Raw genomic sequence first — 26,641 nt, 5'->3', positions numbered from 1 at the left:
AGCCATACGATTCCTGGCATCACCGAGCCATCACACATCCCCGAATTCGCGTTGCAGGTTGGTATCGGGTTTGAAGAGCTTGTTCGATGCGTGATCGAGGACGCCTCGCTCAATCGATGACGCGGGCCCCGGGTCTGCGGCGTGCGGAGCGTGCGCTGTATCGTTTCTCGGCTTCTCTGGAAAGGAAACTGCCGCGTGGCGCCGGAACATTCGCCGCGATGGCCGTTATCCTGTCCGGCATCGGTTATGGAATCATTCAGGGCGGCCATGCGGATGTGGTGCGCGAGCAATTGGCGGACGCGCGCGATTCCATCGCCAATGCCGTTGGTTTCCAGATTACATCGATCGCGCTGAGCGGCGAGAAGCAGCTGACGCGCGAGGAAATTCTTGGCATTGCCGGTATCACCGGCCGTTCGTCGTTGCTCTTTCTCAATGCCGACGATGCGCGCAATCGGCTGAAGGCCAATCCGTGGATCGCCGATGCCACCATTCTTAAACTGTTCCCCGATCGGCTGCATGTCTCCGTCACCGAGCGTCAGGCCTTTGCGCTGTGGCAAAAGAACGGACGCGTGCAGGTGGTGTCGCGCGACGGCACCGTGGTCGAGCCATTCGTTGCGCCGCATGTCGCGCATCTGCCGCTGGTCGTCGGTCAGGGCGCGAATGAGAAGGCGGCCGACTTCCTCGCCGTCATGGACAATTATCCGGCGCTTCGCGAGCAGGTTCGCGCCTATATCCTCGTCGCCGACCGCCGGTGGAATCTGAAACTGAAGAACGGCATTGACGTGCGTTTGCCGGAAGCCGATCCCGTCACGGCGATCGCCTCGCTGATCGCACTCGACAAGGACAGGCAGCTTTTGTCGCGCGACATCACCGCGGTCGACCTGCGCATCCGTGACCGCATCACCGTACGTCTGTCCGATGCCGCCGCCGCCGCGCGGGCAGAGGCCCTCAAAAGTAAAACAACACCGAAGCGTAAGGGCAGCGACGCATGAACGCACTGCAACTCGGCTTCGCCCCCAAGATGAAGCCTGTCTCGCCGAAGCGGGCGGCGATTGTCGCTGCGCTCGATGTCGGCACCAGCAAAGTCGTCTGCATGATTGCGAGGCTCGAGCCGCGTGGCGCGCAGGATGTGCTGCGGCGCAGGTCCCATTCGATTGAGATCATCGGTTTCGGCCATGTCGAAGCCCGTGGCATGAAATCCGGCAAGGTCGCCGATCTCGATGCCGCCGATCATGCGATCCGTCAGGCGGTCGACATCGCCGAGCAATCGGCTTCGGTGCATCTTGAATCGGTGGCGGTATCGATTTCCACAGGCAGGCTCGGCAGCGAGCGCTTTACCGCCTCGGTCGATGTCGTCGGGCCATCCATTCGCGAGAGCGATATCGCCCGGTTGCTTGCGGCCGGGAGCCGGCATTCCGGCCGGGAAGGTGGCATCGTCGTTCATTCGCTGCCGCTCGGTTACGCCATTGACGGCGTCCATGGCATCCGCGATCCGCGCGGCATGCTGGCCCGCCACTTCGGTCTCGATATGCACGTGGTTACTGCGGATATCGCTGCACCGCGCAATCTGATGCTGGCGATCGAGCGGTGTCATCTTTCTGTGGAGGCCATGGTCGCTGCGCCGTACATGGCGGGGCTCTCGGCACTGGCCGATGACGAAGCCGATCTTGGTGCGGCAGTCGTCGATATGGGTGCCGGTACGACCACCATCGCGGTATTTTCCGGTGGACGATTTATCCACATCGACGGGTTTGCCGTCGGCGGTCACCACGTGACCATGGATCTTGCGCGCGGACTCAATGCAAAAGTTGCAGACGCCGAGCGAATCAAAACGTTCTATGGCACAGTTGTGGCTGGAATGAGCGACGAGCGCGATATGATTCCAGTTCCTGCGATGAGCTCCGATTCTCGCGAACCACCGCAGGTCGTCTCACGCGCAGCCTTGGTGCCCTTTATCCGGCCGCGCGTTGAGGAAATCCTGGAAATGATTCGCGACCGGCTCGCGGCTTCTCCGTTCGCGGCGGAGCCGCAAGGCACGGTGATCCTGACCGGCGGTGCCAGTCAGCTCACCGGTCTGCCGGAGCTCGCATCGCGCATTCTTGGACGACAGGTGCGCGTTGGAAGACCTTTGGGAATGTCCGGTTTGCCGGAAGCAGCAAAAGGGCCTGCCTTCGCAGTCGCTGCGGGACTTCTGGTTTATCCGCAAGCGGCGCATCTCGAGCACTTCGAACCGCGGAAAACGCGGCAGGTGATGACAGGATCGGGCGGTTACATCTCTAGGGTCGGACGATGGCTGAAAGAAAGCTTCTGATGACCGGTTTGCAGAATCTCTGGAATGGCCGGCGGCGGACCGGTCCTTGCCGGGAAGTTATCCACGCCCGCGTATTGAAGAGGCAGCCATGACAATGAATCTTTCAGCTCCGGATATCCGCGAGTTAAAGCCGCGGATCACCGTTTTCGGGGTCGGCGGTGCCGGCGGCAATGCCGTCAACAACATGATCAGCGCGGGTCTGCAGGGTGTCGAATTCGTCGTCGCCAATACGGATGCGCAGGCGCTTTCCACCTCAAAGGCAGCCCGGAAGATTCAGATGGGCGTGCAGGTGACTGAGGGCCTCGGCGCCGGCTCTCAGCCTGAGGTCGGCCGCGCCGCTGCCGAAGAAGTGGTCGACGAGATCCGTGATCACCTCTCGGGTGCGCATATGGTGTTTGTCACAGCCGGGATGGGCGGTGGCACCGGCACCGGCGCCGCTCCGGTGGTTGCCAAGATCGCGCGGGAGATGGGTATTCTCACCGTCGGCGTCGTGACCAAGCCGTTCCAGTTCGAGGGCGAGCGCCGCATGCGTTATGCGGAAGCCGGCATCACCGAATTGCAGAAGCATGTCGACACGCTGCTGGTTATCCCCAACCAAAATCTGTTCCGCGTCGCCAACGAGAAGACCACCTTCTCCGACGCCTTCGCGATGGCCGACCAGGTGCTCTATTCGGGTGTTGCCTGCGTCACCGACCTGATGGTCAAGGAAGGCCTGATCAATCTCGACTTCGCCGACGTCCGCGCGGTGATGCGCGAGATGGGCAAGGCGATGATGGGGACCGGCGAGGCGTCGGGTGAGAAGCGCGCCATCACCGCTGCCGAGGCGGCGATTTCCAATCCGCTGATTGACGACAATTCGATGAAGGGCTCGAAGGGCCTGCTGATCTCGATCACCGGTGGCAGGGATCTGACCCTTTACGAAGTCGACGAAGCCGCCACTCGCATCCGCGAAGAGGTGGACAAGGACGCCAACATCATCGTCGGCGCCACCTTTGACGAAGCGTTGGAAGGCATCATTCGCGTGTCGGTGGTTGCAACCGGTATCGACAAGCAGCCGACCGCTGCTGCCAAGCCGGCGGAGCCGGTCAAGCGCGCGACCCCCGAAGCGCCGCGTCAGGCCGAGCGTGTCGAGCGGGTGGCCCAGGCGCCGCGTCCCGCACCTGCGCCTCTGGCGGAAGCGCATGCGTCCATAGACGCTGCGGCAACCGCTGCGGTTGCGGCCGCGCTTGGTCAGGCGTCGTCCGGACATGAAACCGCGATCGACGACGTCACCATTCGTCCGACGCCACAGAAACCTTCGCTGTTCATCGAACAGCCGGCACCGCCACCGCCGCCGGTGGAAGAAAATTTCGGGACGTTCATTCCGCCACAGCCGGAACGCATTCAGCAGCGTCCGCGCATGCCGCGCATCGATGAATTGCCGCCGCAGGCTCAGCGCGAAATCATGGCGCAACGCGGCGAGTTACAGGCGCCGGAACCCGAAAAGCAGCGGATGTCGCTGTTGAAGCGCTTGGCGACTGCGGGTCTCGGCCGCAAATCGGAGGAGCCGGAGGAGCCGGCTGTGCGTCATGAGCCGCAACCGATGGATGCCCGGCCGATGATGCAGCCCATGCAGCGCATGCCGCAGCAGCGTCCGCCGGCTCCGCGCCCGCTCGATCCACGGGGCGGGGAGAATCGGGACCCGGTCTCCGAATATGCCCGTCGCGGACAGCAGGGCCTCGACATGCATGGCCGCCAGGCACCCGTGAATCACCCGGCGGAAGACGATCAGCTCGATATCCCCGCTTTTCTGCGGCGTCAGGCGAACTGACGAATTGTAACAAACGGATACGGAAAGCCCCGGCCATGGCCGGGGCTTTTTGCTTAATGAGCTCGAAATTGGCTGCCTGGGGATAAATCTGCGGAAAACAGTCCTCTCGTTAACCCTCTGAAATCGCTAAATTTTTGATTCGGATTGATCCGAAATAACGTTACCCCTCGGTAACATTTGTTGCTTAATTAACACATGCTGCCATAAAATAAGGCGCGCCGCGGACGTGAATGCGGCCGGATCAAGGTAACAAACGGTAAAAAAGCGTGACTTTGGACGAGTCGGAGCTGGGGTTAAGGTTCGAACATCAAAGGGGTTTTGGCCCGGGGGATTCGAGCAACGGTTTGGGGACCAGTCCGTAGGACATGCTCGGGATTTCGGGGCGAAAACAAGTCAGACGTTTATTGGGGTCATTCGGGGGATTGCGCTGCGCAGGTCTTGCGTCGCGTTCAGCCGAACTAAAGACGGAACGAGCGTATGAGAGCCGCAAGGCAAACCACGCTGCGTGAGCAGGTTACGGTTTCTGGTATCGGAGTTCACTCCGGTCTGCCTGTTAATCTCACTCTCAATCCGGCCGATGCCGGCACTGGTATCGTTTTTTCCCGCACCGATGCGGCTGGCTGCGAGCGCGAAGTCCGCGCTGATTACCGCGCCGTCACCGCAACCGAGCTTGCAACGGTGCTTGGCGACGAATCGGGCGTCCTGTGCTCGACCGCCGAACACGTTCTCGCCGCTCTCCGCGGCCTTGGCGTCGATAACGCGCTCGTCGAAGTCGACGGCCCGGAAGTGCCGATCATGGACGGCAGCGCGGCGCCGTTCGTTGCGGCCATCGATCAGGCCGGGATTGTCTCTCTCTCCAAGGCCCGCCGTTACATCAAGGTGCTGAAGCCGGTCCGCGTCGCCAAGGGCGAGGCGTTCGGGGAGCTCCGTCCGCAGGACAGCGGCTTCAGCATCGATATCGAGATCAATTTTGACTCCGTGTTGATCGGCCGCCAGTCGATCGCAATGGACTTGACGGCCGATGCTTTCCGTCGCGATTTGTCCCGCGCCCGCACCTTCGGCTTCATGAAAGATGTGTCGGCGCTCTGGAGCGCGGGCAAAGCGCTGGGTGCTTCGTTCGAAAACACCTTGGTTCTCAGCGAAAACCGTATCCTCAATACCGAAGGCCTGCGCTATGCGGACGAATTCGTCCGCCACAAGGCGCTGGACGCTGTGGGCGATTTGGCTTTGGCTGGCGCACCGATCATCGGCGCGTATCGCTCGGTTCGTGGCGGCCACCGGCTCAATCATGCGGTGCTGGTGGCGCTGATGTCCGATCCGACCGCTTATGCGGTGGTTGAGGCGGATGAACGCCGGCCCGTCCGTGGTCATGCCGAGGTTGCCGGGATGGTCGCCCCGGCCTACGGCCCGGACGTCTCCTAAAGCCCTATGGGTTGAGGTGGATCGGGTGGCGCCGCGGTTGCGCTTGCACGCTGTTATCCTCCCGGACACGATTATTGGCGGTCGGGATTAGTCCTCGCCTTAATCCCGGCTCAATATCGTACGAAATCCAAGCTTACGAAATCTTTGGCTAAGGTCTTTGCTAACGCTTGGGGAAGCTTCGCGTTTTCGCTAAAGAGGACGTGGCTTTTGGGGGCCGACACATGGCCCGGTTGTTCCGGGATCAGCATCCCGGTTTGAGGGTCGTTTCGTGCGCATGAGTGCGAGTTCGGGGATTGTTGCAGCGCTCAGAACGTCCGTCGGCTCGACCGGCCGCGGTTTGGTGCGTCTTGCAGCGCTTGTGGCGGTTGTCGGTGGTCTTGCCGCCTGCGCGGGCGACAAGGACGTGATGATCCCCGATGATCCGGCGGATCAGCTCTACAACGAAGGCCTCTATCTGATGCAGCGGAAGAGCGACTACACCGCTGCGGCCAAGAAATTCGAGGAAGTGGACCGTCAGCATCCGTATTCGGACTGGGCGCGCAAGGCGCTGCTGATGCAGGCTTATTCCTATTACGAAGCAAAAGAATACGATGACTCGATCACTGCCGCGAAACGCTATGTCTCGCTGCATCCGGGCAGCCCGGACGCGGCCTATGCACAATTCCTGATCGGCTCTTCGTATTACGAAAACATCCCGGACGTGACGCGCGACCAGCAGCGCACCGAAAAAGCGATGCAGGAGCTGGAGCAGGTCATCCGCCGTTACCCGACCTCCGAATATGCTGTCAGCGCCAAGAAGAAGCTGGATGTGGCGCGCGATCAGCTTGCCGGCAAGGAAATGGGGATCGGACGTTTCTACCTTAACCGCAAGGATTTCACCGGCGCCATCAATCGCTTCAAGATGGTGGTGACGCAATATCAGACCACGCGGCATGTCGAAGAGGCGCTGATGCGATTGACCGAGGCCTATATGGCGCTCGGCATCGTGCAGGAAGCGCAGACGGCGGCGGCTGTGCTCGGCCACAATTTCCCGGACAGCCGCTGGTATCAGGACGCCTACAAGCTGGTTCAGTCCGGCGGTGTCGAGCCGTCCGAAAACAAGGCCTCCTGGATCAGCAAGCTGTTCCAGGGGCGGAAGACCGGCTGACAGCCGGATTTTCCCGAGTCGCGATCATTTTCCGCTGTCGCGGCCGTTTTGTTCTTGTTATGTTCATCTTGTTGAGTCTTCATAGCTGCATGTCCGGCGAATGGATTCCTCATCCGCGAATCTGATCGGGTACCGGGCAATGCGAAGGCAAATGAGATGCTCGTCCGTCTGTCCATCCGCGATATCGTTCTGATCGAGAAGCTCGATCTCGATTTCACCAAGGGGCTCGTCGTCCTGACCGGCGAGACCGGTGCCGGCAAATCCATCCTGCTCGACGCCTTTGCGCTGGCCCTCGGCGGCCGCGGTGATGCGATGCTGGTGCGCCAGGGCCAGGAGCAGGGGCAGGTGACCGCTGTTTTCGATCTCGCGCCCAAACATCCCGCGCGCGCGCTGCTGAAAGAGCAGGGTATCGATCCCGACGAGGAACTGATCCTCCGCCGCGTCCAGACCGCCGACGGCAAAACGCGTGCGTTTATCAACGACCAGCCAGTGTCGGTGCAGGTATTAAAAAGTCTCGGCGCCATGCTGGTTGAAATTCACGGCCAGCACGACGATCGCGCACTGGTCGATGCCGCGACGCATCGCCGGCTGCTCGATGCCTATGCCGGTCTCGATGACGATGCCGAAAGGGTGGCGCGGTTCTGGGATGCGCGGCGTACTGCAGCGGAGGCGGTGCAAAGTCACCGCGCCGAGGTCGAGCGGGCGCAGCGCGAGGCCGATTATCTGCGGCATGCCGTGGGTGAACTGACCAAGCTTGCGCCCGAGGAAGGTGAGGAGACAGCGCTGGCCGAGCGCCGCACCGCCATGATGCAGGCCGAGAAGATCGCTGGCGATCTGCAGGATGCTTATGAGTCTGTCGCTGGCAATGCATCGCCGGTTCCGGGCTTCTCTGCCGCCATTCGCCGGCTGGAGCGCCGCTCGGCGCAAGCGCCGGCGCTGACCGATCCAGCCATCAAGGCGCTGGATCAGGCTCTGAATTCGATCGAAGAAGCCCGTGTCCATCTCGAAGCGGCGCTTCGTGCGGCCGATTACGATCCAGCGGAGTTGGAACGCATCGAGGAGCGGTTGTTCGCGTTGCGAGCCGCCGGCCGCAAATACAACATGCCGGTCGATCGTCTTGCGTTGCTGGCCGAGAAGTATGCGAGTGATCTGGCGCTGATCGATGCCGGCGCGGAAAAGCTGGCGGTGCTGGAAAGGGTCGCTGCCGAAACAGAGGCGCGTTTCCGCGACGCGGCCGCAGCCTTGTCATCGGCGCGGGTGAAAGCGGCGGCGAAGCTCGACAAGGCTGTGAATGTCGAGATCAAGCCGCTGAAGCTGGAGCGCGCGGTGTTTTCCACATCGATCATGAGCGACAAGGATGCGGCAGGGCCGCATGGCTTTGATCGCGTCGAATTCTGGGTGCAGACCAATCCGGGCACGCGGCCTGGCCCGCTGATGAAGGTCGCTTCGGGTGGCGAACTCGCGCGCTTCCTGCTCGCATTGAAGGTGGTACTCGCCGACAAGGGCTCTGCGCCGACACTGATCTTCGACGAAATCGATACCGGGGTCGGCGGCGCCGTTGCCGACGCGATCGGCCTGCGGCTCGCCAAGCTTGCGTCACGCGTGCAGGCCATCGCCGTGACCCATGCACCGCAGGTCGCCGCACGCGCGAGCCGCCATTACGTCATCGCCAAGGACGCACTCGATAAGGGCAAGCGTGTGGCGACGCGTGTGAATGAGGTCGCTGCGGAGCGCCGCCGCGAGGAAATCGCCCGTATGCTGGCGGGCGCCGAAATTACCGATGAGGCCCGTGCCGCGGCGGAACGGCTGATCAAGGCGGCGGCGTAGCCGGCGGCCTCACCGCGGATCGCCGAACTTGCCGGGGGCGGTCCCGAACAGTCCGCAATGCGTGCCGTCCGCATAGCGGCAATTGCGCTGGCGTTCGATCCCCACGAACAGGATGAAGACCAGCGTGATCGCGCCGGCGGCGACAACGAGTTTCCAGGGTTTCATCGCAGGTCTTTGCTGTCTCACATGCTCGTGGGTAGCAGATTGCTGGCTTGCGCGGGCAATGACAAATAAGACAAGGTCCGGCCCCGGAACGACGAAGTAACATACCATGGCCAAACGCGCATCCCCTCTGACGCCGACCGACAAGCTCACCGAAGAGCAAGCCGCGGGTGAATTGCAGCGGCTCGCCAAGCTGATCGCCGAGCACGACAAGCGCTATTATCAGCAGGATGCGCCGACGGTTTCCGATGCCGAATACGATGCCCTGCGTCAGCGCAACAATGAGATCGAGGCGCGCTTTCCCGCATTGATCCGCAAGGATTCGCCGTCGAAGCGCGTCGGCGCTGCGTCGACCGGCCGATTCAAGAAGGTCCGGCATGCCGTGCCGATGCTGTCGCTCGACAACGCTTTCAGCGAGCAGGATGTCATCGACTTCGCTTCGCGCATCCGCCGTTTCCTCAAGCTGAGCGAAGACGAGAGGATCGATTTCAGCGCCGAACCGAAGATTGACGGCCTGTCGATGTCGCTGCGTTATGAGAATGGCGAACTGGTTACGGCGGCGACACGCGGCGACGGCACGACGGGCGAAGACGTCACCGCCAATATCCGCACGCTGCATGACGTGCCGCAGAAGCTGAAGGGTCGGCATGTGCCGCCGATCTGCGAGGTGCGCGGCGAGGTCTATATGACCAAGCAGGCTTTCCTCAAACTCAACGAGCGCCAGCAGGCGGCCGGCGAGCAGGTTTTTGCCAACCCGCGCAACTCGGCGGCCGGCTCTCTGCGTCAGAAGGACCCGAACATTACTGCATCGCGCCCGCTCGGTTTCTTCGCTTATGCCTGGGGCGAGATGAGCGACATGCCGGCGGACACGCAGTCGGGCATGGTCAAATGGTTCGAGAGCTGCGGCTTCAAGACCAATCCGCTCGCCAAGCTGTGTCATTCGGTCGAGCAACTCATTGCGTTCCATCGCAAGATCGAAGAGCAGCGCTCGCATCTCGATTACGACATTGACGGTGTCGTCTACAAGGTCGACCGCATCGATTGGCAGGAGCGGCTCGGCTTCATTTCGCGTACGCCGCGATGGGCGATGGCGCACAAATTCCTGGCCGAGCGTGCCATGACGGTGCTCAAGGGCATCGAGATACAGGTCGGCCGCACCGGCGCCCTCACACCGGTCGGCAAGCTTGAACCGATTGGTGTCGGTGGCGTCATCGTGCAGAACGTGACGTTACATAATGAGGATTATATCAAGGGCATCGGCGGCAAAGGCGAACCTTTGCGCGATGGCCGCGATATCCGTATCGGCGATACCGTGATTGTTCAGCGCGCCGGCGACGTCATTCCTCAGATCGTCGATGTCGTCATCGACAAGCGGCCGAAAAACGCCAAGCCCTACCATTTTCCAAAGACCTGCCCGTGCCCGCTGCACACCGATGTCGTGCGCGAAGAAACCGCCACGGGCGAGGAAGGCGCGCGCGCGCGCTGCACCGGCGAGTTCGCTTGTCCTTATCAGAAGATCCAGCATCTGATGCTGTTTGTTTCCCGGCGTGCATTCGATATCGACGGACTGGGCGAAAAGCAGATCGAGTTCTTCTTCGAGAAGGAATGGGTGAGAGAACCTGCAGATATCTTTACGCTGTCACAGCGCAACAGGGCGATCCGGCTGGAAGAGCAGGAGGGATACGGCGAAACTTCAGTGCGCAATCTGTTCGCGGCGATCGAACAGCGGCGCGAAATCTCGCTCGATCGTTTCATCTACGCGCTCGGCATTCGCCATGTCGGCGAGACGACAGCGCTTGCGCTGGCGCGCGGCTATGGCTCGTGGGATGCATTCCACGATGCCTGTCTGAAGGTCGCGAAGAGTGACGCGGACGCCATCGCCGATATGGATGCGCTGGATCAGATCGGCGACACTGTGGTTCAGGCGGTCGCCGCCTATTTCGGCGAAAGCCATAACCGCGGCATCGTCGAGCGCCTGACCAAACAGGTGATGATTCTGGACGCCGAGAAGCCGAAGAAAGATACGGCCATCGCCGGCAAGACCGTTGTCTTCACAGGCTCACTGGAGAAGATGACCCGCAATGAAGCCAAGGCTCAGGCCGAACGGCTGGGTGCCAAGGTCGCGGGTTCGGTGTCGAAAAAGACCGATTATGTCGTGGCTGGTCCCGGTGCCGGCTCGAAGCTCACCGAAGCGCAGGGGCTCGGCGTCACGGTGCTGACGGAGGACGAATGGCTGACGATGACCGGACAATAATGTCTGCGGGTTTTCAGTCGCCTGTGTTTTTGCGGCAAGATTGATCAAACGTGTTTTCTCCCAGGCACCACGTACCCACTAGCGGGGCGTGACTTGGAAGGAGAAACGTTGTGGACATTTCAGATCCGTACAAGGCTGCCGCCTTTGCAGCTTACGCCGCGTTTGGTTTGATATTCCCGAAAGCCCAGGGCCATTACGACGCGCAGGGCCATTTCATCGTCACTGCGGCGCGCGCCGCAGCGATCCATGAATGCAGCGCCCGGGCCGCGCAATATCCAGAATGGGAATATGGCAATACTGAGTTTTACATCTATCGTGCCTGCATGGCCGAGCATGGTGAGCCGGAATGAGCGGCGATTGAATCCAAATGCTTGATGCGCTCCCGGAGGAGCCATTGATGTGTGGCGCGTCAGCGATGCGGTTTGAAGAATTCCAGCAATGCGTGTGCCGTCTGGTCCGGCTTCTCTTCCGGAAAGAAATGTCCGGCTTCAAGTGGCATACCGCTTAGTTCGTTGCACCAGTCTTGCCAAATCCCGAGCGGTCCGCCGGCGGCCTCGTACCAGGTGTTCAAAGGACCGCGTCCGCTCCAGAGCACGAGGACAGGGCAAGCAATGCGCCGGCCGTTGGTTCTGTCCGAGATGTCATGTTCGCGGTCTATGGTGGCTGCGGCGCGATATTCCTCGCAGATGGCGTGGATATGCACCGGGTCGCGCAGAGCGTCGATATAGGCGCTCCGTGTTTCCTGATCGAACGCGGAGGCAGGCGTGCCCCAGCCGTCAAGCGCGGTGTCGACAATGGCTGCAGGCGCAGCCGCAATCAGTTGCTCAGGCAAAGGCTCGGGCTGCGCCAGCAACAGCCAGGGCCAGTAGCCAAGAGCGAACTTCGCGTCCGCCCGATTCCAGACGTCGGCCGTCGGGAGGATGTCAAGGACGGCGAGACGTTTGACACGTTCGGGATGATCGAGCGCCAGACGATAGGCGACGCGGCCGCCGCGATCATGACCGGCGACGCAAAATCGCGCGAATCCGAGTTGCTCCATGACGGCCACAATCTCGGACGCCATGGCGCGTTTCGAATAGGGAGCGTGGTCAGGCGTGGATTCCGGGCAGGAGCTTTGTCCATAGCCGCGCAGGTCGGGACAGATGACAGTGAAATGCGGCGCGAGGAGTGATGCCACCTTCGACCACATCGCATGCGTTTGCGGAAATCCGTGCAGCAACAGCAGCGGTGTGCCAGCACCTGCCCGGCGCAGGAAAATGCGAGCTTCGCCTGTCTCTATCCCGGTACTCTCGAAGCCAGAAAACATGAGCTGTTCCCTCACGGGGGCTGGAGCTCAATTTCAGACCGCGTAATTACGTTCCCCGCTTGGTAAGAAACACGTAGAACGCCGCGCTCGAGACCACTGACAGGGCCAGCGTTACGATCGAGAGCGGCATTGCCGTCTCGGCGGTGGCAACCAGGTGACTCATGCCTTGGGCGGCCACAGCGCCCACCGCCATCTGCGAGAAACCAGTGATGCCCGATGCCGTGCCCGCGGCCTGAGGACGCACACTGACGGCTCCGGCGACGCAGTTTGGCAGAAACACGCCGTTGCCAAACGAGATCAATATCTGCGGCAGGAAGATGGTCCACGGCCCGTCATACGGCCAGAGCGCGACTGTCGCCATCATCAGCACGGCTCCGACGAGCATGCTGAGCAAACCGAAATGGATCATCCGATCGATGCCGTAACGTTGCGAATTCCGCGCCGTCACGAAATTGCCGAGCATGAAGCCGCCAGCCGTGAGCATGAACCATAGGCCATACTCAAACGCAGAGCGCTCCATGATGCTGACGACGACATGCGGGCCGCCGCCAAGAAACGCAAAGAAAGTCGCCGTGCCGATGGCACAGACCAGCACATAGCCGAGGAAACGGCGATTCGCGAACAGTTCGCGACTCTCCCGCCCGATGAAGCGAAGCCCGCCGCCGGTGATGTGGTCGGGCCGGGTTTCTTTCAAACCGGCTATCACCCAGACCATCACGACGCCAGCGAACGCTCCAACCAGCACGAACGTGCCTTGCCAGCCATAATGTTTGCCCAGCGCCTTATCGAGCAGGCCGCCAATCAGTGGTGCCACCATTGGTGCAACGACCATCGCCGTCGTGACAAGTCCGATCATCGAGGCGGCGCGTTCGCGCGCATAGAGATCGCGGATGATCGCACGACCGATCACAAGACCGGATGAGGCTCCTAACGCCTGCAGAATGCGAAACACGATCAGCATCTGAATGGAGGTCGAGAAAACCGCGGCAATGCTGGCTACGGTGGTAATGAACAGGCCAAGCAATAGTACCGGCTTGCGGCCAAAGCGGTCGGACAGCGGTCCCAGCAGCAATTGCGAGATCGCCAGTCCTACGAGATAAAGCGACAGCGTCAACTGAACTGTTTCGACCCGCGTTCCAAAGATATCGGCAAGGCTCGGCGTCACCGGCGTCAGGATGTTAAGCGAGACCGGGCCGATCGCGCTCATGATCATCAACAGCACGATCAGTCCGATCGGCGCCGGACGCGAAGCCGGGTCGGCCGCCTCTGCTGCGGCTTTTGGTGTCGATGCATCCACGAAAGGAAACTCGGTCAGTTGTCGCCCAGCGGCCGGGTCACGGCCTTCAGCCAAGCCTGCGTATCCTTATCAACCAGAGGCGCAATCGTCTCTGCAACCCGCGCATGGTAGCTATCGAGCCAGGCGATCTCCTCGGCTGTCATGAGCCTGACATCGATGAGGCTGCGGTCGATCGGCGCCAGTGTGATCGTCTCGAATGCGTTCATCGGCTTTTCGGCACCCGCGATGACCGGCGCCGCAACGACGAGAATGAGATTTTCGATCCGGATGCCGAAGCCGTCGGCCTTGTAATAGCCAGGCTCGTTGGACAGGATCATGCCACGCTTCAGCGGCACGGTTCCAAGCTTGGAAATCCGCGCCGGGCCTTCATGCACCGATAGATAGCTGCCGACGCCGTGGCCGGTGCCATGTTCGAAATCGACGCCCGCCTGCCAGAGATATTGCCGCGCCAGCGTATCGAGTTGGGCACCGCTGGTGCCGTCGGGAAATATCGCGCGCGCCACGGCGATGTGACCTTTCAGCACCTGCGTGAAACGCGTGCGCATTTCCTCAGTCGGTGTACCGACGGCAATGGTACGGGTGATGTCGGTGGTGCCATCGTCGTATTGGCCGCCGGAATCGATCAGGAATAATTCGCCGGGCTTGATCGGGCGATTGGTCTTGCGGGTGACGCGATAATGCACGATGGCGCCGTTCGGCCCCGCGCCGGATATGCTCGGGAACGACACGTCTTTCAGTGCGCCACTCTCGCGGCGAAATGTTTCCAGCGCTTCGACCGCCGCGATCTCGGTGAGTTGGCCGCGTGGTGCTTCGCGATCAAACCAGGCGAGGAAGCGCGCCATTGCCGCCCCGTCACGCGCTTGCGCGTTGTGGGCGCCGGCGATCTCCGTTTCGTTTTTCACCGCTTTCAGTGCGGTGATGGGATCGGCAACGCGAACGATCTTGCCACCAGCTTGTTCGGCCTGTTTCACCAGCGCATCCGCTGCCGTCGCCTGATCGAGCAGCATCGTCGCGTTAGTCTTGCCGAGCTTTTCGATGTCGCTGGTCAGCGAGTCCGGTTCACGCACATCGGCCGTCTGTTCGAGCTGGTCGCGCACCGCGTTCGAGAGTTTGCGTCCGTCGATATAGATCGACGGACGGCCGTCTTTCGGCACGAGGCCAAAGGAGAGCGGCAGCGGCGTATGCGCGACATCCGAGCCTCGAATATTGAACAGCCAGGCGATATTGTGCGGATCGGTGATCACCAGCGCATCGGCGCGCTGCTTGCCGATCTCGGCGACAGTCTTCTGCAGCTTGTCCTTGGTGGCGGCGCCGGTATGACGCAGATCATGCAGCACGACGGCGCCGAGCGGCGGCGCAGGGCGACCTTTCCAGATGTCGTCGACTGGATTGTTCTTCACCGGCACCAGCGTCGCGCCGACCTTGGCGCAGGCCTTGGAGAGTTTCTCCGCACCCTCGGCTGTGTGCAGCCAGGCGTCATAGCCAAGCGTGGTGCCGGCTGGCAGGTTCTGCTCGATCCAGGCCGCGGGTGATGTCTCGACCATGTTTACGATTGAGAAGATCGCCGGATCGGTCTGCTCGCGGGCCTGCAGCGTGTAACGGCCGTCGGTGAACAGGATCGCTTTGTCGAGAAGCACGATCAGAAAACCAGCCGAGCCGGTGAAGCCGGTCAGGAAAGCCAGCCGTTCCTCGCTCTCCGGCACATATTCGTTCTGGTGCCGGTCGGCGCGGGGAAGAACGAAACCGTCGAGCCCGTTTTGCCGCAATTTCGCCCGCAATGCGGCGATTCGCGGCGCAGCGGCGGCCGGGTCCGCCACATCATCGAAGGTCTGGAATTTGGCTGAAAACATCGTCGCGGGCTCTATCTCGTTGATGCACATGCCTTATCAGATCGCCTGCCAGTCATGGCGCGAAAGATTATGTCGTGAACTGCATGAGCCGCGGCATTTTGCGCTGCAGTATATTGCGCTGCGGCAATGCCGTTCATGCTCGTAGAAGTGCCGTTGCTTTCCAAAATATGAAGCATTTCATGCGGTCTTCGGAGGCGAGCCATGCGTTCTTTTCGCATGTGCGAAGGGCTTGCCGTCATTATGTTGCACTGCAGAAAGTCTGGAGGACGACCCTGGGTGTCCATTGGATTTGAACAAGGAGAGACACCATGACTGCGATGACCGTCGGTTCTACCGCCACCCTTCCGGCGAGCGCTGCCGCGCCGAAGACGAGCCTGTTCGCCCGCGCCTGGGCCGCTTTCGTTGCCGGCCGCATGCGCCAGGCGGAACGCGAGATCGCGATGCATCAGCATCTGCTGCCGACGCAATTCGAGTATGCGGGCGATCGCCTGGCTCGCAGCGAAAAGGACCTTCCTTTCGCCCGTTGATTGGTCAAAGGCTTCGAGTTCAAAAAACGCCCCGGCCATCCGGGGCGTTTTGTCATCCACCGCGGCGCATCGTCAGCGTCACCCAGCCGTCGAGCGTCAGCCGCGATTCCAGCACCAGCCCCTGCCGGCGATACGCCGCGATCACGCCGACAGCGTGCGCGGGCAAAAGGCCGGAGAGGATCAAAAATCCACCGGGCGCCACGAGGTTCGACAGCGTCGCCGACATGCGCCGCAGCGGTGCTTCCAGAATATTTGCAAAGATCAAATCGTAGCGGCAACCCAAGCGAAAACGATGCGCATGCGCGCCGGCGGCGGTGAACACGCTGACCAGCGACGGCACGTGATTGAGCCGTGCATTTTCGCGCGCCACGGCAACCGCCATCGGATCGATATCGCTTGCTAGCACTGGAATGGTGAGGGCGCGCGCCGCGGCAATGGCCAGCACGCCGGTGCCGGTACCGATATCGAGAATGCGCCAGGCATGCGCGTTCCGCGCGCGTTTGCGGATCGCGTCGAAAGCCAGCAGGCAGCCCCGCGTCGTGCCGTGATGGCCGGTCCCGAAAGCCAGCGCGGCTTCGATCTCGATGCCGATCTGGTTCAGCCGCACGCGAGCGCGATCATGTGCACCATGGATGACAAAGCGGCCGGCGTGCACCGGAACGAGACCCTCGAGGCTGGCGGCGACCCAGTCGCGCTTTTCAATGGTCGTGATTTCGATCTGGCCTTGCGCAGCCGGGCCGAGTTCACGTGCGACGATATCGGCGATCAGTTCCCGGGTCTCATCATCATGGAAAATCGCTTCGGTGGCCCAGCCATCCGGAGTCTCGAAGATCGAGACAGCGCAAAGCTCAGGATCAAGCGTCTCGCCCAGTAGGTCGGCGATGCGGCTGGCGGTGGCCTTGTCGGTGACAATGCGGGCGAGGCTGGTTTCGTCGCGGCTCTCTGGACTGGACGTCATGCTGCTTTTGTCGGTGCTGCGCCCGCTCTTCACAGGCTGGAACTCACAGGGGGGCGGGCGCGCCCGATGGCACGGCCGGATTTGCCGATGTTCCACAGCATGCCAACAGCCCCTCCACAACTGCCACGGTGCAGGTGGAGCCCCGTTTTCGGTCCTCCGCGGCACTTTTGCCCGTTCTTCGTCAACAGAAGCCTGCGGCCGTTGGGTGCGGCGGGAGGACACTGGCCGTCCGTGCCGGATTGCCTACATAACCTCCCTGAAAGTGGTGGCGCCCCGACCAGGAGGAGGCGGTCAGTAGACCATGTCGAAGCCCATCGTCGTTTCCATCCCGCATCGCCTTGGCAAAGAGGAAGCGCTGCGTCGTCTGAAACCTGGCCTCACCGGGGCTGCGGCGAGCTTTCCTGTGCTCAAGGTCGATGAGGAGATCTGGTCGGGAGACCGGCTGACCTTTCGCGTCCGCGCGTTGGGGCAGGCGGCGGCCGGCACGGTCGACGTCGCAGACGATCACGTCAAACTGGAAGTGACGTTGCCATGGCTGCTGCAGAAGTTTGCCGAAGCTGCGCAAACGGCGATCCGCGCACGCGGCAAGTTGCTGCTGGAAAAGAAATAGCGTGTCAGATCCCTGTCCGGCTTCGTCGAGCGACGGTGCTTCGTTCAACGAAACAAGCGATCGTTTTCGGGATGAGCGGGTTGGCGCGCGCGAATTTGCGTCGGTCTTTGCGCTGCGTCTGCAATTTTTCCTGCAGCGCCTGCATGCGCATCATCATATCGAAAATGGTCACGCTCGGCGTCGGCCATTGAAGCGCCGCACAGCATTGCCACAATGTGAGTTCACGACCCTACAGAATGACCATGCAAACCGAGCTTGATTTCCACGCCCTGCTGCACCGCTTCGAACAGCGGCTGCCGCTGCGAATTGCGCGCGCGTCGTTTTTTCTCAGACAACCTAACGCGCGGCTATGGCGTATTCCCTCGTCCGGCCTTCTGATCCTCGGAGGCGTTTTCAGCTTCCTGCCGATCCTTGGCATCTGGATGCTGCCGCTCGGCTTGCTTCTGCTCGCGATCGATGTCCCGCCATTGCAGCCGCCGATGGCACGGCTGCTGCGTTGGCTTGAACGGAAATGGCCGGGGCAAAATCCGCCGGGCGAAAAACAATAGCTGCCTATTTCCAGTGGGCGATCTCGTCTTCCGTCGGCAGACGTCCATTCGGTGTGAGCTGATCGACCACACCGGGCAAAGTCTGACTCAAACCCTGCAGCAGCTCGTCCTTGTTCATGCCGAACTGGCCGGCGAGCTGATTGATGATGTCTGAACCGAAGGTCTTTTCGATGTCATTCGGTGCCACCGGCACGTTCTCGCCGCTCGAGATCCATGAGCGTGCCGCCGCGCCTTGGCCGGATTGATCGAACTGCTTCAGCAAATCGCCGAGGATGCCGCCGGCCGCACCGCCCGCCAGCAATCCGCCGAGACCGCCGCCTGTGCTGCTTAAAACGCCGCCGAGCGGATCGCCCTGCGGACCGGCGACTCGCGATGTCGGCATGCCACGTCCGCCGCCGAGAATATCGCCAAGGATGTCGCCCAGAGCGCCACCGCCGGCAGGCCCACCACGTCCGCCGCCGCCCGGCATGCCGCGACCGCCACCGAGAACGTCGCCGAGAATATCACCCAGGCCGCCGCCACCCGGCCCGCTGGCCCGGCCACCACCACCCTGTCCACCGCGAAGAATGTCGCCCAGGATATCGCCGAGCCCGCCGCCACCCATGCCACCGCCACCCATACCGCCGCTGCTGCCGCCACGCTGGAAGTCCGGCATACGCTTGGTCGATTCAATCAACGGGCCGAAGTCACTGTCGCTATTGCCGCCCGTGCCTGGCGATGGGATCTGTGCTGGCGCGCCGCTCGGGATATGTGTCGGCGCGTCCGGAACGGGTGCTCGATTGCGTGGAGACGGCAGCGGCGAGGGCATGGGCTGCGCCTCACCTCCGGCTTGCTGCGTGCTTTGGTACCAGCGCCACAGCAGCAGCGCGATCAGCGCCATGTTGATCTTCGAGGGATTGCCCTGTTCGTCGCGGCCAAGGATGACATCCAGCACGCCCATCATTCCGTCTCCTGCGAAAGCACCATTGGCGAGTCAGTTCGATCGCAAGAGAACCGCGCAATCAAGACGGAACGGTGACGACGCAAAGCCCGGTCACGCGATCAATCGCCGTAACCGTAACCGTATCCGTAGCGCTGCTGATAGTAATATTGCTGCTGCGGATAATAGGGGCGCTGCTGGCCGTAATAGGGTTGCGCCTGGGCGCGATAGGCCGCGCCGTTGTAGGGGCGCCACGCATAGCCATCATAATAATATTGTTGTTGCTGCTGCGGTGCCTGAGACGGCCGCTGCTGATAACCGAATTGCTGATCATAATAGCCACGGGGTGCGGCATAGCGCTCACGCCGAGGCTGCGTTTGCGCCCGCTGCTGTTCATCTTCTTCACGTGGCGCATATTGCGGCGGCAGTCCGGTGCGCCCGCGTGACGCCTGACGCTCGGGCTGAGTCAATTGCCGATTGGCACGTGCGATAGCCACGCGTTCATCGCCTTCCACTTCCACCTTGGTCTTCAGGACACCTTCCGCCTGAACCATCTCGAACAGCGTCTTTGCGTTTTCCGGAGCAAGCCGCACGCAACCGCCCGAGGCGGGGCGTCCCAGCTTCTTCGTCTCATACGAACCATGGATGGCGTGGCCGCGTTCGGTAAAAAAGATCGAATGCGGCATCGGCGCGTCATCGAATTCCTTGGAGTAATGATCCTTCTCCATACGGAAGGCCCGGAAATTGCCCGTCGGTGTGAACCGGCCGGTGCGGCCGGTCGACACCGGCCACGTATGCAAAACCTGCCCGTCGCGTGCGACGGTGAGCGTCTGTGCGGTCTTGTCTACGGTGATTTTGAGATCGGCGAGGGCCGGCGATACGGCAAAAGCTGTCGCGAGAGCAGCAAGCACAGGAACGCAGATACGCATGTTTTCACCTCAATACGGCAACGCAATATAACCAGGTCCCACGAGAAAAATAAGGCTCAATTGCGAAATGCGCTTAAGGACTCGCATTGAAGGATTGCTGCATTTGCAGTGAAAATTGAAACAATGCGCATCGGCATTGCTTACGAAGCACTCACAAACGCGTCATCCCCCCAATCGGCAATCTAAGATTCGTTCCGTTAATTTAAGCCCGATACGCGCAAAGATTGTTTGGAGTTTCAGGAACGCTCGCACGCCGCAAGTATTGACCAAGTGTGGCTGGCAAACCTCGATAATAACACGAGGTATTCTGCCGCGGAAGATTGAACCAACGCAGAGGAGAGTTCTGATGATTCGCAAGATCGCGCTTTTGGCCACTGCCGGCGTTCTGGCAGCGTCGGTCGCGGCCGCCCAGACGACACCGCCTCCCGGCAACGTAAATCCGGGTTCGATGCAGTCGGGTGCTGAACCGAGCGGCGCCGAAAATCAGCCGCGGAGTACCGGCGGCCAGCGCGGAGGGACAACGGGTTCTGGTATGACCGCTCCCGCGCCGAGCAGCGATACGACCGGTTCGACGCAGGATGGCATCAACGCCAACGTCAAACCGAGCTCCAAGGAATCGGGTGCAGAGCCTGCCGGTGAGCCGGCCCCGAAACCCCGCTAGCGTCTCAAGTCGCTAACGCGATAGTACGATACTCGTGGAGTAAATGAGCGGTCCTGTGGAATTGGTTTTGTCGCCTGCAATTGCGACGAACCGATCCACTGGACCAATCTCGTTTAGATCACGATACGTTGAGACCTCGCAATCAAGGATATCCCGCTCCGCTACCCTTCGTTAAAGAAACACGGTCTAGCTTCCCCCGGTTCGGTTTCACAACCCCTGCGTGGCCGACGATTCCTCACCCCCAAGGAGAACGCATGTCTCTGGTTTCCAAAATCGCGCCGGCGCTATTTGTGTCGGCGCTGTTGATCGTGCCCGCTTCTGCTGCGCCCGTCGGTCCGAATGTGCTGTCGGTCGATTCGTCCGTCGTTCAGGTGAAGAAAGACGGCGATGGCAGAGGGCGCCGTGGCGGTGGCAAACATCATGGTGGCAACAAACATCATGGTGGTGGCAAGCATCATGGTGGCAACAAATGGCATGGTGGCAATAAGTGGCATGGTCATCGCGGTGACAAGTGGCGGGGTCATGGTTATCGTCACGGCCGATGGGTCGCGGGTCATCGCTACAGTTATGCTCCGGTCGGCTGGCGCCGTTATGGTGCGCGTCCATGGGATTGGCAGACACGTGGCTGCATCCTGGTCGGACCGGTATGGTTCTGCCCGTAATCGTCCAAGCAGCGAATGCTGAAAAAGCCCCGGCATAGCCGGGGCTTTTTTGTCTGCGGTGATTTGTGCTTACACCGGCACGCGCACTGTCGCGCGCAAGCCGCCGAGCGGTGAATCGCCAAGCATGATATCGCCGCCATGCGAGCGCGCGATGTCGCGGGCGATGGCAAGGCCAAGACCGGTGCCGCCCTTGTCCTGATTGCGTGCGTTATCGAGGCGCAGGAATGGCTTGAACACTTCTTCGCGCATCGCAGGGGGAATGCCCGGGCCGTCGTCGTCGATTGTGATGGTCAACCAGCGATGATCTCGGCTGCCGGTGATAGCGATGGAGTGTGCATAGCGCGCCGCATTGGTAACGAGATTGGCGAGGCAGCGCTTGAACGCCGCCGATTTCACCGTCACGATCGGCAGGCCGGAAAACTCCACTGTCGCCTTGTGTCCGGTGCGCTCGGCGTCATCCTTCAATTCCTCCAGGAACGCGGCCATGTCGGTCGGCGTCGACTGCTCGCCCATGTCGCCGCGTGCGAAGGAGAGATAAGCCTCGAGCATGCGCTGCATCTCGTCGACGTCTTTCTTCATCGCGTCGAGCTCCGGCGCATCGCCAAGCAAGGCAAGCTCCAGCTTGAAGCGCGTCAGGATCGTGCGCAGGTCGTGCGATACACCCGCGAGCATGGTGGTGCGCTGCTCGATCGCGCGTTCGACGCGCAGCTTCATTTCGATGAAGGCAACGGCTGCGCGCCGCACTTCGCGCGCGCCACGGGGCCGGAAATTCGGCGCCTCGCGGCCTTTGCCGAACGCCTCGGCGGCATCGGCAAGGCGCAGGATCGGCCGGATCTGATTGCGCAGGAAGATGATCGCGACAGTCAGCAGCACCAGCGAGGTGCCGACCATCCAGAACAGGAAGATTTCCGAATTGGACGCGTAAGCGGCGCTGCGGGGAGCGAATACCCGCATCACCGCATTGTCGAGCTTGATGCGGATTTCGACGAGCGAGGAGCGGCCGACGGTGTCGATCCAGAACGGGCGCTTGATCTTGGTCAGCTCCACCGACAATGCCTGATCGAGCAGCGAGAAAAATGGTTTTGGTCCCGGCGGCGGCATTTCCGTTGCCGGCAGGAAATCGACGACAAGGCCGAGCCGTTCCTGCGCGATTTTGCGGATCTGGTTGTTTTGCGGATCTTGCGGATAAAGACGATAGACATCGATCAGCGCTGCGATATCCGACACGACCGATGCCGATAATTTCTGCGTTACCGAATTCCAGTGCCGCTCCATGAACACGAAGGCGACGACCGATTGCAGGATCACCATCGGTGCGATGATGATCAGCAGCGCACGGGCATAAAGCCCGGTCGGCATGAAGCGCTTGAGCGCCTTGCCGAGCCGGTCCCACGCCACGCTGACTCGATTGGCGGCGGAGCGGATCGTGGCAATGCCGACATCGAGACTGGTCACGGCCGTGACCTCACGGAGATACGACGAGGCGATAACCGATACCGCGGACGGTCTGCACGAAAAGCGGATTGGCCGGATCGCGTTCGATCTTGCGGCGCAGCCGGTTCACCTGCACATCGACGGCCCGTTCGTTAGCGGCCGGGTCGTTGCCGGTGAGCGACAAACGTGGCACGGTTTCGCCCGGTGTCGCCGACAGAATGCGCAGCATGTCGCGTTCGCGATCGGTCAGGCGCACCATCTCTTCGCCGCGCCGCAATTCACCGCGTGCGATATGGAAGACAAAGTCGCCAAAGCGCACGGATTCGACCTGTGGTGTCACGACGGGCTGCGCCCGTTTCAGGATATTGCCAATGCGGAGCGACAGTTCACGCGGTTCAAATGGTTTGGCGACATAATCGTCGGCGCCGATCTGCAACCCTTCGATGCGCATGGCGCTTTCGTCGCGGGCTGTCAGCATCAGGATCGGCACCGTTGACGTCTCGCGCAGCGACTTCGCAAGGTCGAACCCGCTTTCGCCCGGCATCATCACGTCGAGGATCAGAAGGTCGAAATGCAGTCCGCCGAGTTTCGCGCGGGCTTCGGCCGCATCGACCGCGGTGGTGACGCGATAGCCTTCGGACGCCAGAAAGCGCGACAAGAGATCGCGAATACGCCGGTCGTCGTCCACCACGAGAAGGTGTGGAGCGTCGTCGGCGGGAATTGCGGGTGCAGCGCCAAGAGCCATGGAATGCCCTCTAGTGTCCTGTTTTCGACGCTTGCACTAGGGCTGACCTTGTCTCAACCGGTCGGCGCGCGCAATGAGCTGCAGCACATGCTCGCGTTCCCGGCCATCGATCATTGCAATCAGAAAGCGGCGGGCCTCCTCGCGCGCGCCGGGTCCGATATCGTCGAGGGCACGCGCGATCCGTTGTGTTTGCAAACCCGCCAGTTTCATGGCCAGCGCTTCGCCCGTCGGCGTGGCATAAAGAAGGCGCTGGCGGCGGTCATTGGCGCCTTCCTTCTGCAGGACATAGCCCTCGTCGACCAGTTGCTTGAGGACACGAGCCAGCGATTGCTTGGTGATATTGAGGATCTCCAGCAGATCCGCCACCTTCATACCCGGATGCCGTGTCACGAAGTGCAGGACGCGGTGGTGGGCACGGCCAAAGCCAAATTCGGCCAGCGCCTCGTCGGCGTCACCCACGAAATCGCGGTAGGCGAAAAACAGCAGCTCGATCAAATCCCAGACCGGTTCGCCGCTGCCACGGGGCGGCGTTGCTTCTGCGGAATGGGTACGGTCGCGGACTTGAGGCACTGGCATGATGGTATGGCACCAAAGGTCAGTTATGTCAGCCATATTGACATATTTCTGGCAGATTGTTACCGAAAGAGCAGCGAGAACGAAATATCCTGCTGGCGATACTGGCAGCGAAATTCGACTGGTTCTGACATCGATTTTTTTACACGAGCCGGTAAAAACCATAATGGGACTTGGCCCGCGACGCAAAATCGGGCTCCGTTGACGGACCCCGCCGCGGCCTAGCTCCCTTCAGGAGGAACGTGATGGCCGTCCCCTTCGACCAATTGCCAGGCATGATCTGGTTCGACGGCAAGCTTGTGCCGGGACCGGAAGCCAAAATCCATGTGCTGACCCATGGGTTGCACTACGCGAGCGCCGTCTTCGAGGGCGAGCGCGCTTATGGCGGCGAAATCTTCAAGTGCACGGAGCATTCCGAGCGGCTGAAGCGGTCGGCCAACATTCTCGATTTCGAGATTCCCTACAGCGTCGCCGAAATCGATGCGGCCAAGCGGCTCGTCATCGAGAAGAATGGCATGAAGGACGCGTACGTGCGCCCGATCGCCTGGCGCGGTTCCGAGCAGCTCGGCGTGTCGGCACAGGGTAACAAGATCCATCTCGCCATCGCGACCTGGCAATGGCCGAGCTATTTCGATCCCGAGCAGCGCCTGAAGGGCATCAAGCTCGATCTTGCCGAGTATCGCCGGCCGGATCCACGCACGGCGCCGTGTCTGGCTAAGGCTGCCGGTCTTTACATGATCTGCACCGTCTCCAAGCACCGCGCCGAACGGCGCGGCTATGCCGATGCGATGATGCTGGATTGGGAGGGCCGTGTTGCCGAATGCACCGGGGCGAATATTTTCTTCGTCAAGGACGGCAAGATCCACACGCCGATCGCCGACTGTTTCCTCGACGGCATCACCCGCAAGACGGTGATCGAGCTTGCCAAGCGCCGTGGGTTCGAGGTGATCGAACGCCGCATCCTGCCGGACGAGCTGACGAGCTTCTCGGAATGCTTCATCACCGGCAGCGCCGCGGAAGTCACCGCGGTGGCAGAGATCGCCGACTGGAAATTCACGCCGGGCACCATCACCAAGCAGTTGATGGACGACTACACGGCCGAAGTGCAGCCGAAATCGCGCGCGGCTTAGCATGATTTAACAAGTGGTCGTCCCCGCTTGCGCGGGACGGCCATAAGCAGCTACTCCGCCGCGTCCTTGTCGCTCCGCACCCATCGCGCTGCTGCGGTGTCGTCAGCATCCTTGGCGACAACCCAATCCTGTCCGTCGGAACGTTCTTCCAGTTTCCAGAACGGCGCGCGGGTTTTCAGGTAGTCCATCAAGTATGATGCGGCCTCAAAGGCGGCGTCCCGGTGGGAGGACGCCGTTGCGACCAGCACAATATTGTCGCCGGGCAGCATGCGCCCATAGCGGTGGATCACGGTGACGCCGAGCAGCGGCCAGCGGACCTGCGCATCGGCGACATGCCGCGCAATCTCCTCTTCCGCCATGCCGGGATAGTGTTCGAGCGTCATCGCGTTAACGCCACGGCCGCCTTCATGGTCGCGGCAGATGCCGGTGAACGTCACGACCGCGCCGATATCCGACCGGCCCTGCGTGAGCTTTGCGCTCTCCACGCCGGCGTCGAAGTCTTCGCTTTGCAGGCGGATCGTCGCGATCATCGTTCGCTCTGCTTATTGCGCTTTACCCGCCGGTCATCGGCGGGAAGAAGGCGATCTCGCGCGCCCCGGCGATGGCGGCGCCCGGTTGCACATGGTTGCGGTCGATCGCGGCGCGGATCACCTTGCGGTTCTCAAACGCATGCGCGTATTCCTCACCGCGTTCGGCGAGCCAGTTCATCAAGTCCGCGACCGTCGCCACGCCCGCCGGAGGGGTGATCTCCTCCTCGGTCTTGCCGATACGCTCGCGGACCCACGCGAAATACAGAAGCTTCAGGCTCATCATTCCTCGATGATATGGCGCAGGCCGGCCCGGAAATAGTCCCAGCCGGTATAAAGCGTCAGCAGCGCCGAAATCCACAACAGTACGATGCCGACCGTTGTCGTAAGAGGTAAGGGGTCTTCGCCGATCTTCCAGCGCCAGTCGAGCATGGCGGAGGGGAGGCTGTAATCCACCGCTTCGCCGCCCAGCAGGAAACCGATGGCGACGAGCTGCAGGGTCGTCTTCCATTTGGCGAGTTGGGTCACCGGCACGCTGACCTGCAATTCGGCGAGATATTCGCGCAGGCCCGACACCAGGATTTCCCGGCACAGGATGATGATGGCGGCGAACAGCGACCAGCCCTTGATGGTTTCATCCGCGGCGAGCATCAGCAGGCAGGCAGAAACGAGAAGCTTGTCGGCAATCGGGTCCAGCATGCGGCCGAGCGCCGATTGCTGGCCCCAGGAGCGCGCCAGATAGCCATCGAAAAAATCGGTGATACCCGCGGCAATGAAGATCACCAGTGCCAGCACGCGCAGCCACAACCCGCCCTGCAGGATGGCCTGCCAATACATGCAGGCCACGACCAGCGGCACAGCCGCGATGCGGCAATAAGTCAGAATATTGGGCAGGGAAAATGCCCGCCCGGCAATGCGCTGCGTGGATACGGAGTCCATCAAGTCACCGAACACTTCCGACCCTGCCGCGTCAACCCGCTCACGCTGGATCGGCCTATTTGTCCCATCCCCCGTGTGAAACAGCGATTTGCC

Annotated in this window: 28 protein-coding genes; 14 read left to right on the top strand and 14 right to left on the bottom strand. The window is 61.5% G+C overall.

Translation table 11 applies throughout. The features are described 5' to 3' along the window. Nucleotides 1-86: 86 nt before the first annotated feature. From CAK95_RS01765 to recN, 6 genes are all read left to right on the top strand, one after another. Nucleotides 87-992 carry a cell division protein FtsQ/DivIB gene (locus tag CAK95_RS01765; protein ID WP_086086263.1) on the top strand — a complete coding sequence of 302 codons (906 nt, stop codon included), beginning with the start codon at nt 87-89 and terminating at the stop codon, nt 990-992. After that, complete coding sequence (gene ftsA / locus CAK95_RS01760; RefSeq protein WP_086086262.1) at nt 989-2,311, top strand: cell division protein FtsA; 1,323 nt, start codon at nt 989-991, stop codon at nt 2,309-2,311. The genes CAK95_RS01765 and ftsA overlap by 4 nt, the downstream gene beginning before the upstream one ends. Before the next feature lie 88 nt (nt 2,312-2,399). Then, nucleotides 2,400-4,121, top strand: a complete 1,722-nt coding sequence (ftsZ, locus tag CAK95_RS01755; RefSeq protein WP_086086261.1) for a cell division protein FtsZ — start codon at nt 2,400-2,402, stop codon at nt 4,119-4,121. Nucleotides 4,122-4,598: 477 nt separating this feature from the next. Next, the gene (gene lpxC, locus CAK95_RS01750; protein WP_086086260.1) at nt 4,599-5,543 is read left to right on the top strand and encodes a UDP-3-O-acyl-N-acetylglucosamine deacetylase; all 945 of its coding nucleotides are present in this window, start codon (nt 4,599-4,601) and stop codon (nt 5,541-5,543) included. Nucleotides 5,544-5,817: 274 nt separating this feature from the next. Next, entirely contained in the window at nt 5,818-6,690 is an 873-nt protein-coding gene (locus CAK95_RS01745; protein ID WP_086086259.1) for an outer membrane protein assembly factor BamD, read from the top strand. A gap of 156 nt (nt 6,691-6,846) precedes the next feature. After that, nucleotides 6,847-8,517 carry a DNA repair protein RecN gene (gene recN / locus CAK95_RS01740; RefSeq protein ID WP_086086258.1) on the top strand — a complete coding sequence of 557 codons (1,671 nt, stop codon included), beginning with the start codon at nt 6,847-6,849 and terminating at the stop codon, nt 8,515-8,517. A gap of 9 nt (nt 8,518-8,526) precedes the next feature. Here recN and CAK95_RS28980 read toward each other — a convergent pair whose 3' ends face one another. Continuing rightward, entirely contained in the window at nt 8,527-8,682 is a 156-nt protein-coding gene (locus tag CAK95_RS28980) for a hypothetical protein (RefSeq protein ID WP_157699499.1), read from the bottom strand. A 106-nt stretch (nt 8,683-8,788) separates the two neighbouring features. Here CAK95_RS28980 and ligA point away from each other — a divergent pair, with 106 nt between their 5' ends. Next, complete coding sequence (gene ligA, locus CAK95_RS01735) at nt 8,789-10,933, top strand: NAD-dependent DNA ligase LigA (protein WP_086086257.1); 2,145 nt, start codon at nt 8,789-8,791, stop codon at nt 10,931-10,933. 110 nt (nt 10,934-11,043) lie between these two features. Continuing rightward, on the top strand, nt 11,044-11,283 hold the full coding sequence (locus CAK95_RS01730; RefSeq protein ID WP_086086256.1) for a hypothetical protein: 240 nt from the start codon (nt 11,044-11,046) through the stop codon (nt 11,281-11,283). A 59-nt stretch (nt 11,284-11,342) separates the two neighbouring features. On the opposite strand, the gene CAK95_RS01725 is transcribed toward CAK95_RS01730, so the two are convergent. From CAK95_RS01725 to CAK95_RS01715, 3 genes are read right to left on the bottom strand one after another with little or no spacing between them, the layout of a single operon-like run. After that, on the bottom strand, nt 11,343-12,239 hold the full coding sequence (locus CAK95_RS01725; RefSeq protein ID WP_086086255.1) for an alpha/beta fold hydrolase: 897 nt from the start codon (nt 12,237-12,239) through the stop codon (nt 11,343-11,345). Nucleotides 12,240-12,285: 46 nt separating this feature from the next. Then, on the bottom strand, nt 12,286-13,590 hold the full coding sequence (locus CAK95_RS01720) for a multidrug effflux MFS transporter (RefSeq protein ID WP_086086254.1): 1,305 nt from the start codon (nt 13,588-13,590) through the stop codon (nt 12,286-12,288). Further along, entirely contained in the window at nt 13,551-15,386 is a 1,836-nt protein-coding gene (locus CAK95_RS01715) for an aminopeptidase P family protein (RefSeq protein WP_086091134.1), read from the bottom strand. The genes CAK95_RS01720 and CAK95_RS01715 overlap by 40 nt, the downstream gene beginning before the upstream one ends. Before the next feature lie 308 nt (nt 15,387-15,694). Here CAK95_RS01715 and CAK95_RS01710 point away from each other — a divergent pair, with 308 nt between their 5' ends. Continuing rightward, nucleotides 15,695-15,913 (top strand): hypothetical protein, encoded by a 219-nt coding sequence (locus CAK95_RS01710; protein WP_086086253.1) that lies wholly within the window; start codon nt 15,695-15,697, stop codon nt 15,911-15,913. Nucleotides 15,914-15,965: 52 nt separating this feature from the next. Here CAK95_RS01710 and CAK95_RS01705 read toward each other — a convergent pair whose 3' ends face one another. Continuing rightward, nucleotides 15,966-16,871, bottom strand: coding sequence for a 50S ribosomal protein L11 methyltransferase (locus tag CAK95_RS01705; protein WP_086086252.1), 906 nt, complete (start codon nt 16,869-16,871; stop codon nt 15,966-15,968). A 301-nt stretch (nt 16,872-17,172) separates the two neighbouring features. On the opposite strand from CAK95_RS01705, the gene CAK95_RS01700 reads away from it, so the two are divergent. Next, nucleotides 17,173-17,481, top strand: a complete 309-nt coding sequence (locus CAK95_RS01700; RefSeq protein WP_086086251.1) for a polyhydroxyalkanoic acid system family protein — start codon at nt 17,173-17,175, stop codon at nt 17,479-17,481. A 4-nt stretch (nt 17,482-17,485) separates the two neighbouring features. Here the strand turns inward: CAK95_RS01700 and CAK95_RS01695 are convergent, their stop codons facing one another. Then, complete coding sequence (locus CAK95_RS01695) at nt 17,486-17,626, bottom strand: hypothetical protein (protein WP_210190730.1); 141 nt, start codon at nt 17,624-17,626, stop codon at nt 17,486-17,488. Between the two features lie 91 nt (nt 17,627-17,717). On the opposite strand from CAK95_RS01695, the gene CAK95_RS01690 reads away from it, so the two are divergent. After that, nucleotides 17,718-18,029 carry a hypothetical protein gene (locus CAK95_RS01690; protein ID WP_086086249.1) on the top strand — a complete coding sequence of 104 codons (312 nt, stop codon included), beginning with the start codon at nt 17,718-17,720 and terminating at the stop codon, nt 18,027-18,029. A 4-nt stretch (nt 18,030-18,033) separates the two neighbouring features. Here the strand turns inward: CAK95_RS01690 and CAK95_RS30140 are convergent, their stop codons facing one another. Both CAK95_RS30140 and CAK95_RS01680 read right to left on the bottom strand, forming a co-directional pair. Continuing rightward, nucleotides 18,034-18,972 (bottom strand): YidB family protein, encoded by a 939-nt coding sequence (locus tag CAK95_RS30140; RefSeq protein WP_198343794.1) that lies wholly within the window; start codon nt 18,970-18,972, stop codon nt 18,034-18,036. Nucleotides 18,973-19,070: 98 nt separating this feature from the next. Beyond that, on the bottom strand, nt 19,071-19,877 hold the full coding sequence (locus tag CAK95_RS01680; protein WP_086086248.1) for a L,D-transpeptidase: 807 nt from the start codon (nt 19,875-19,877) through the stop codon (nt 19,071-19,073). A gap of 346 nt (nt 19,878-20,223) precedes the next feature. Here CAK95_RS01680 and CAK95_RS01675 point away from each other — a divergent pair, with 346 nt between their 5' ends. After that, a complete protein-coding gene (locus tag CAK95_RS01675; RefSeq protein ID WP_086086247.1) occupies nt 20,224-20,538 on the top strand; it encodes a hypothetical protein in 315 nt (104 codons plus the stop codon). Between the two features lie 254 nt (nt 20,539-20,792). Further along, nucleotides 20,793-21,200 carry a hypothetical protein gene (locus CAK95_RS01670; RefSeq protein WP_086086246.1) on the top strand — a complete coding sequence of 136 codons (408 nt, stop codon included), beginning with the start codon at nt 20,793-20,795 and terminating at the stop codon, nt 21,198-21,200. A gap of 69 nt (nt 21,201-21,269) precedes the next feature. On the opposite strand, the gene CAK95_RS01665 is transcribed toward CAK95_RS01670, so the two are convergent. From CAK95_RS01665 to CAK95_RS01655, 3 genes are read right to left on the bottom strand one after another with little or no spacing between them, the layout of a single operon-like run. Then, nucleotides 21,270-22,655, bottom strand: a complete 1,386-nt coding sequence (locus CAK95_RS01665) for an ATP-binding protein (protein WP_086086245.1) — start codon at nt 22,653-22,655, stop codon at nt 21,270-21,272. Between the two features lie 10 nt (nt 22,656-22,665). After that, nucleotides 22,666-23,379 carry a response regulator gene (locus CAK95_RS01660; protein WP_086086244.1) on the bottom strand — a complete coding sequence of 238 codons (714 nt, stop codon included), beginning with the start codon at nt 23,377-23,379 and terminating at the stop codon, nt 22,666-22,668. Nucleotides 23,380-23,415: 36 nt separating this feature from the next. Continuing rightward, entirely contained in the window at nt 23,416-23,955 is a 540-nt protein-coding gene (locus tag CAK95_RS01655) for a MarR family winged helix-turn-helix transcriptional regulator (RefSeq protein WP_086086243.1), read from the bottom strand. A gap of 239 nt (nt 23,956-24,194) precedes the next feature. Here CAK95_RS01655 and CAK95_RS01650 point away from each other — a divergent pair, with 239 nt between their 5' ends. Continuing rightward, entirely contained in the window at nt 24,195-25,082 is an 888-nt protein-coding gene (locus CAK95_RS01650; RefSeq protein ID WP_086086242.1) for a branched-chain amino acid aminotransferase, read from the top strand. Nucleotides 25,083-25,132: 50 nt separating this feature from the next. Here the strand turns inward: CAK95_RS01650 and CAK95_RS01645 are convergent, their stop codons facing one another. The 3 genes from CAK95_RS01645 to pgsA are packed head-to-tail and all read right to left on the bottom strand — an operon-like array spanning nt 25,133 to nt 26,548. After that, on the bottom strand, nt 25,133-25,612 hold the full coding sequence (locus tag CAK95_RS01645; RefSeq protein ID WP_183044324.1) for a molybdenum cofactor biosynthesis protein MoaE: 480 nt from the start codon (nt 25,610-25,612) through the stop codon (nt 25,133-25,135). 22 nt (nt 25,613-25,634) lie between these two features. Further along, nucleotides 25,635-25,886, bottom strand: a complete 252-nt coding sequence (gene moaD / locus CAK95_RS01640; RefSeq protein WP_086091131.1) for a molybdopterin converting factor subunit 1 — start codon at nt 25,884-25,886, stop codon at nt 25,635-25,637. A gap of 5 nt (nt 25,887-25,891) precedes the next feature. Then, entirely contained in the window at nt 25,892-26,548 is a 657-nt protein-coding gene (gene pgsA / locus CAK95_RS01635) for a CDP-diacylglycerol--glycerol-3-phosphate 3-phosphatidyltransferase (protein WP_086086241.1), read from the bottom strand. Nucleotides 26,549-26,641: the final 93 nt, after the last annotated feature.

Source organism: Pseudorhodoplanes sinuspersici, assembly GCF_002119765.1.
Lineage (GTDB): Bacteria > Pseudomonadota > Alphaproteobacteria > Rhizobiales > Xanthobacteraceae > Pseudorhodoplanes > Pseudorhodoplanes sinuspersici.
Note: the sequence above shows the minus strand (reverse complement) of the source record. Positions and strands in the feature narration are given on the sequence as shown.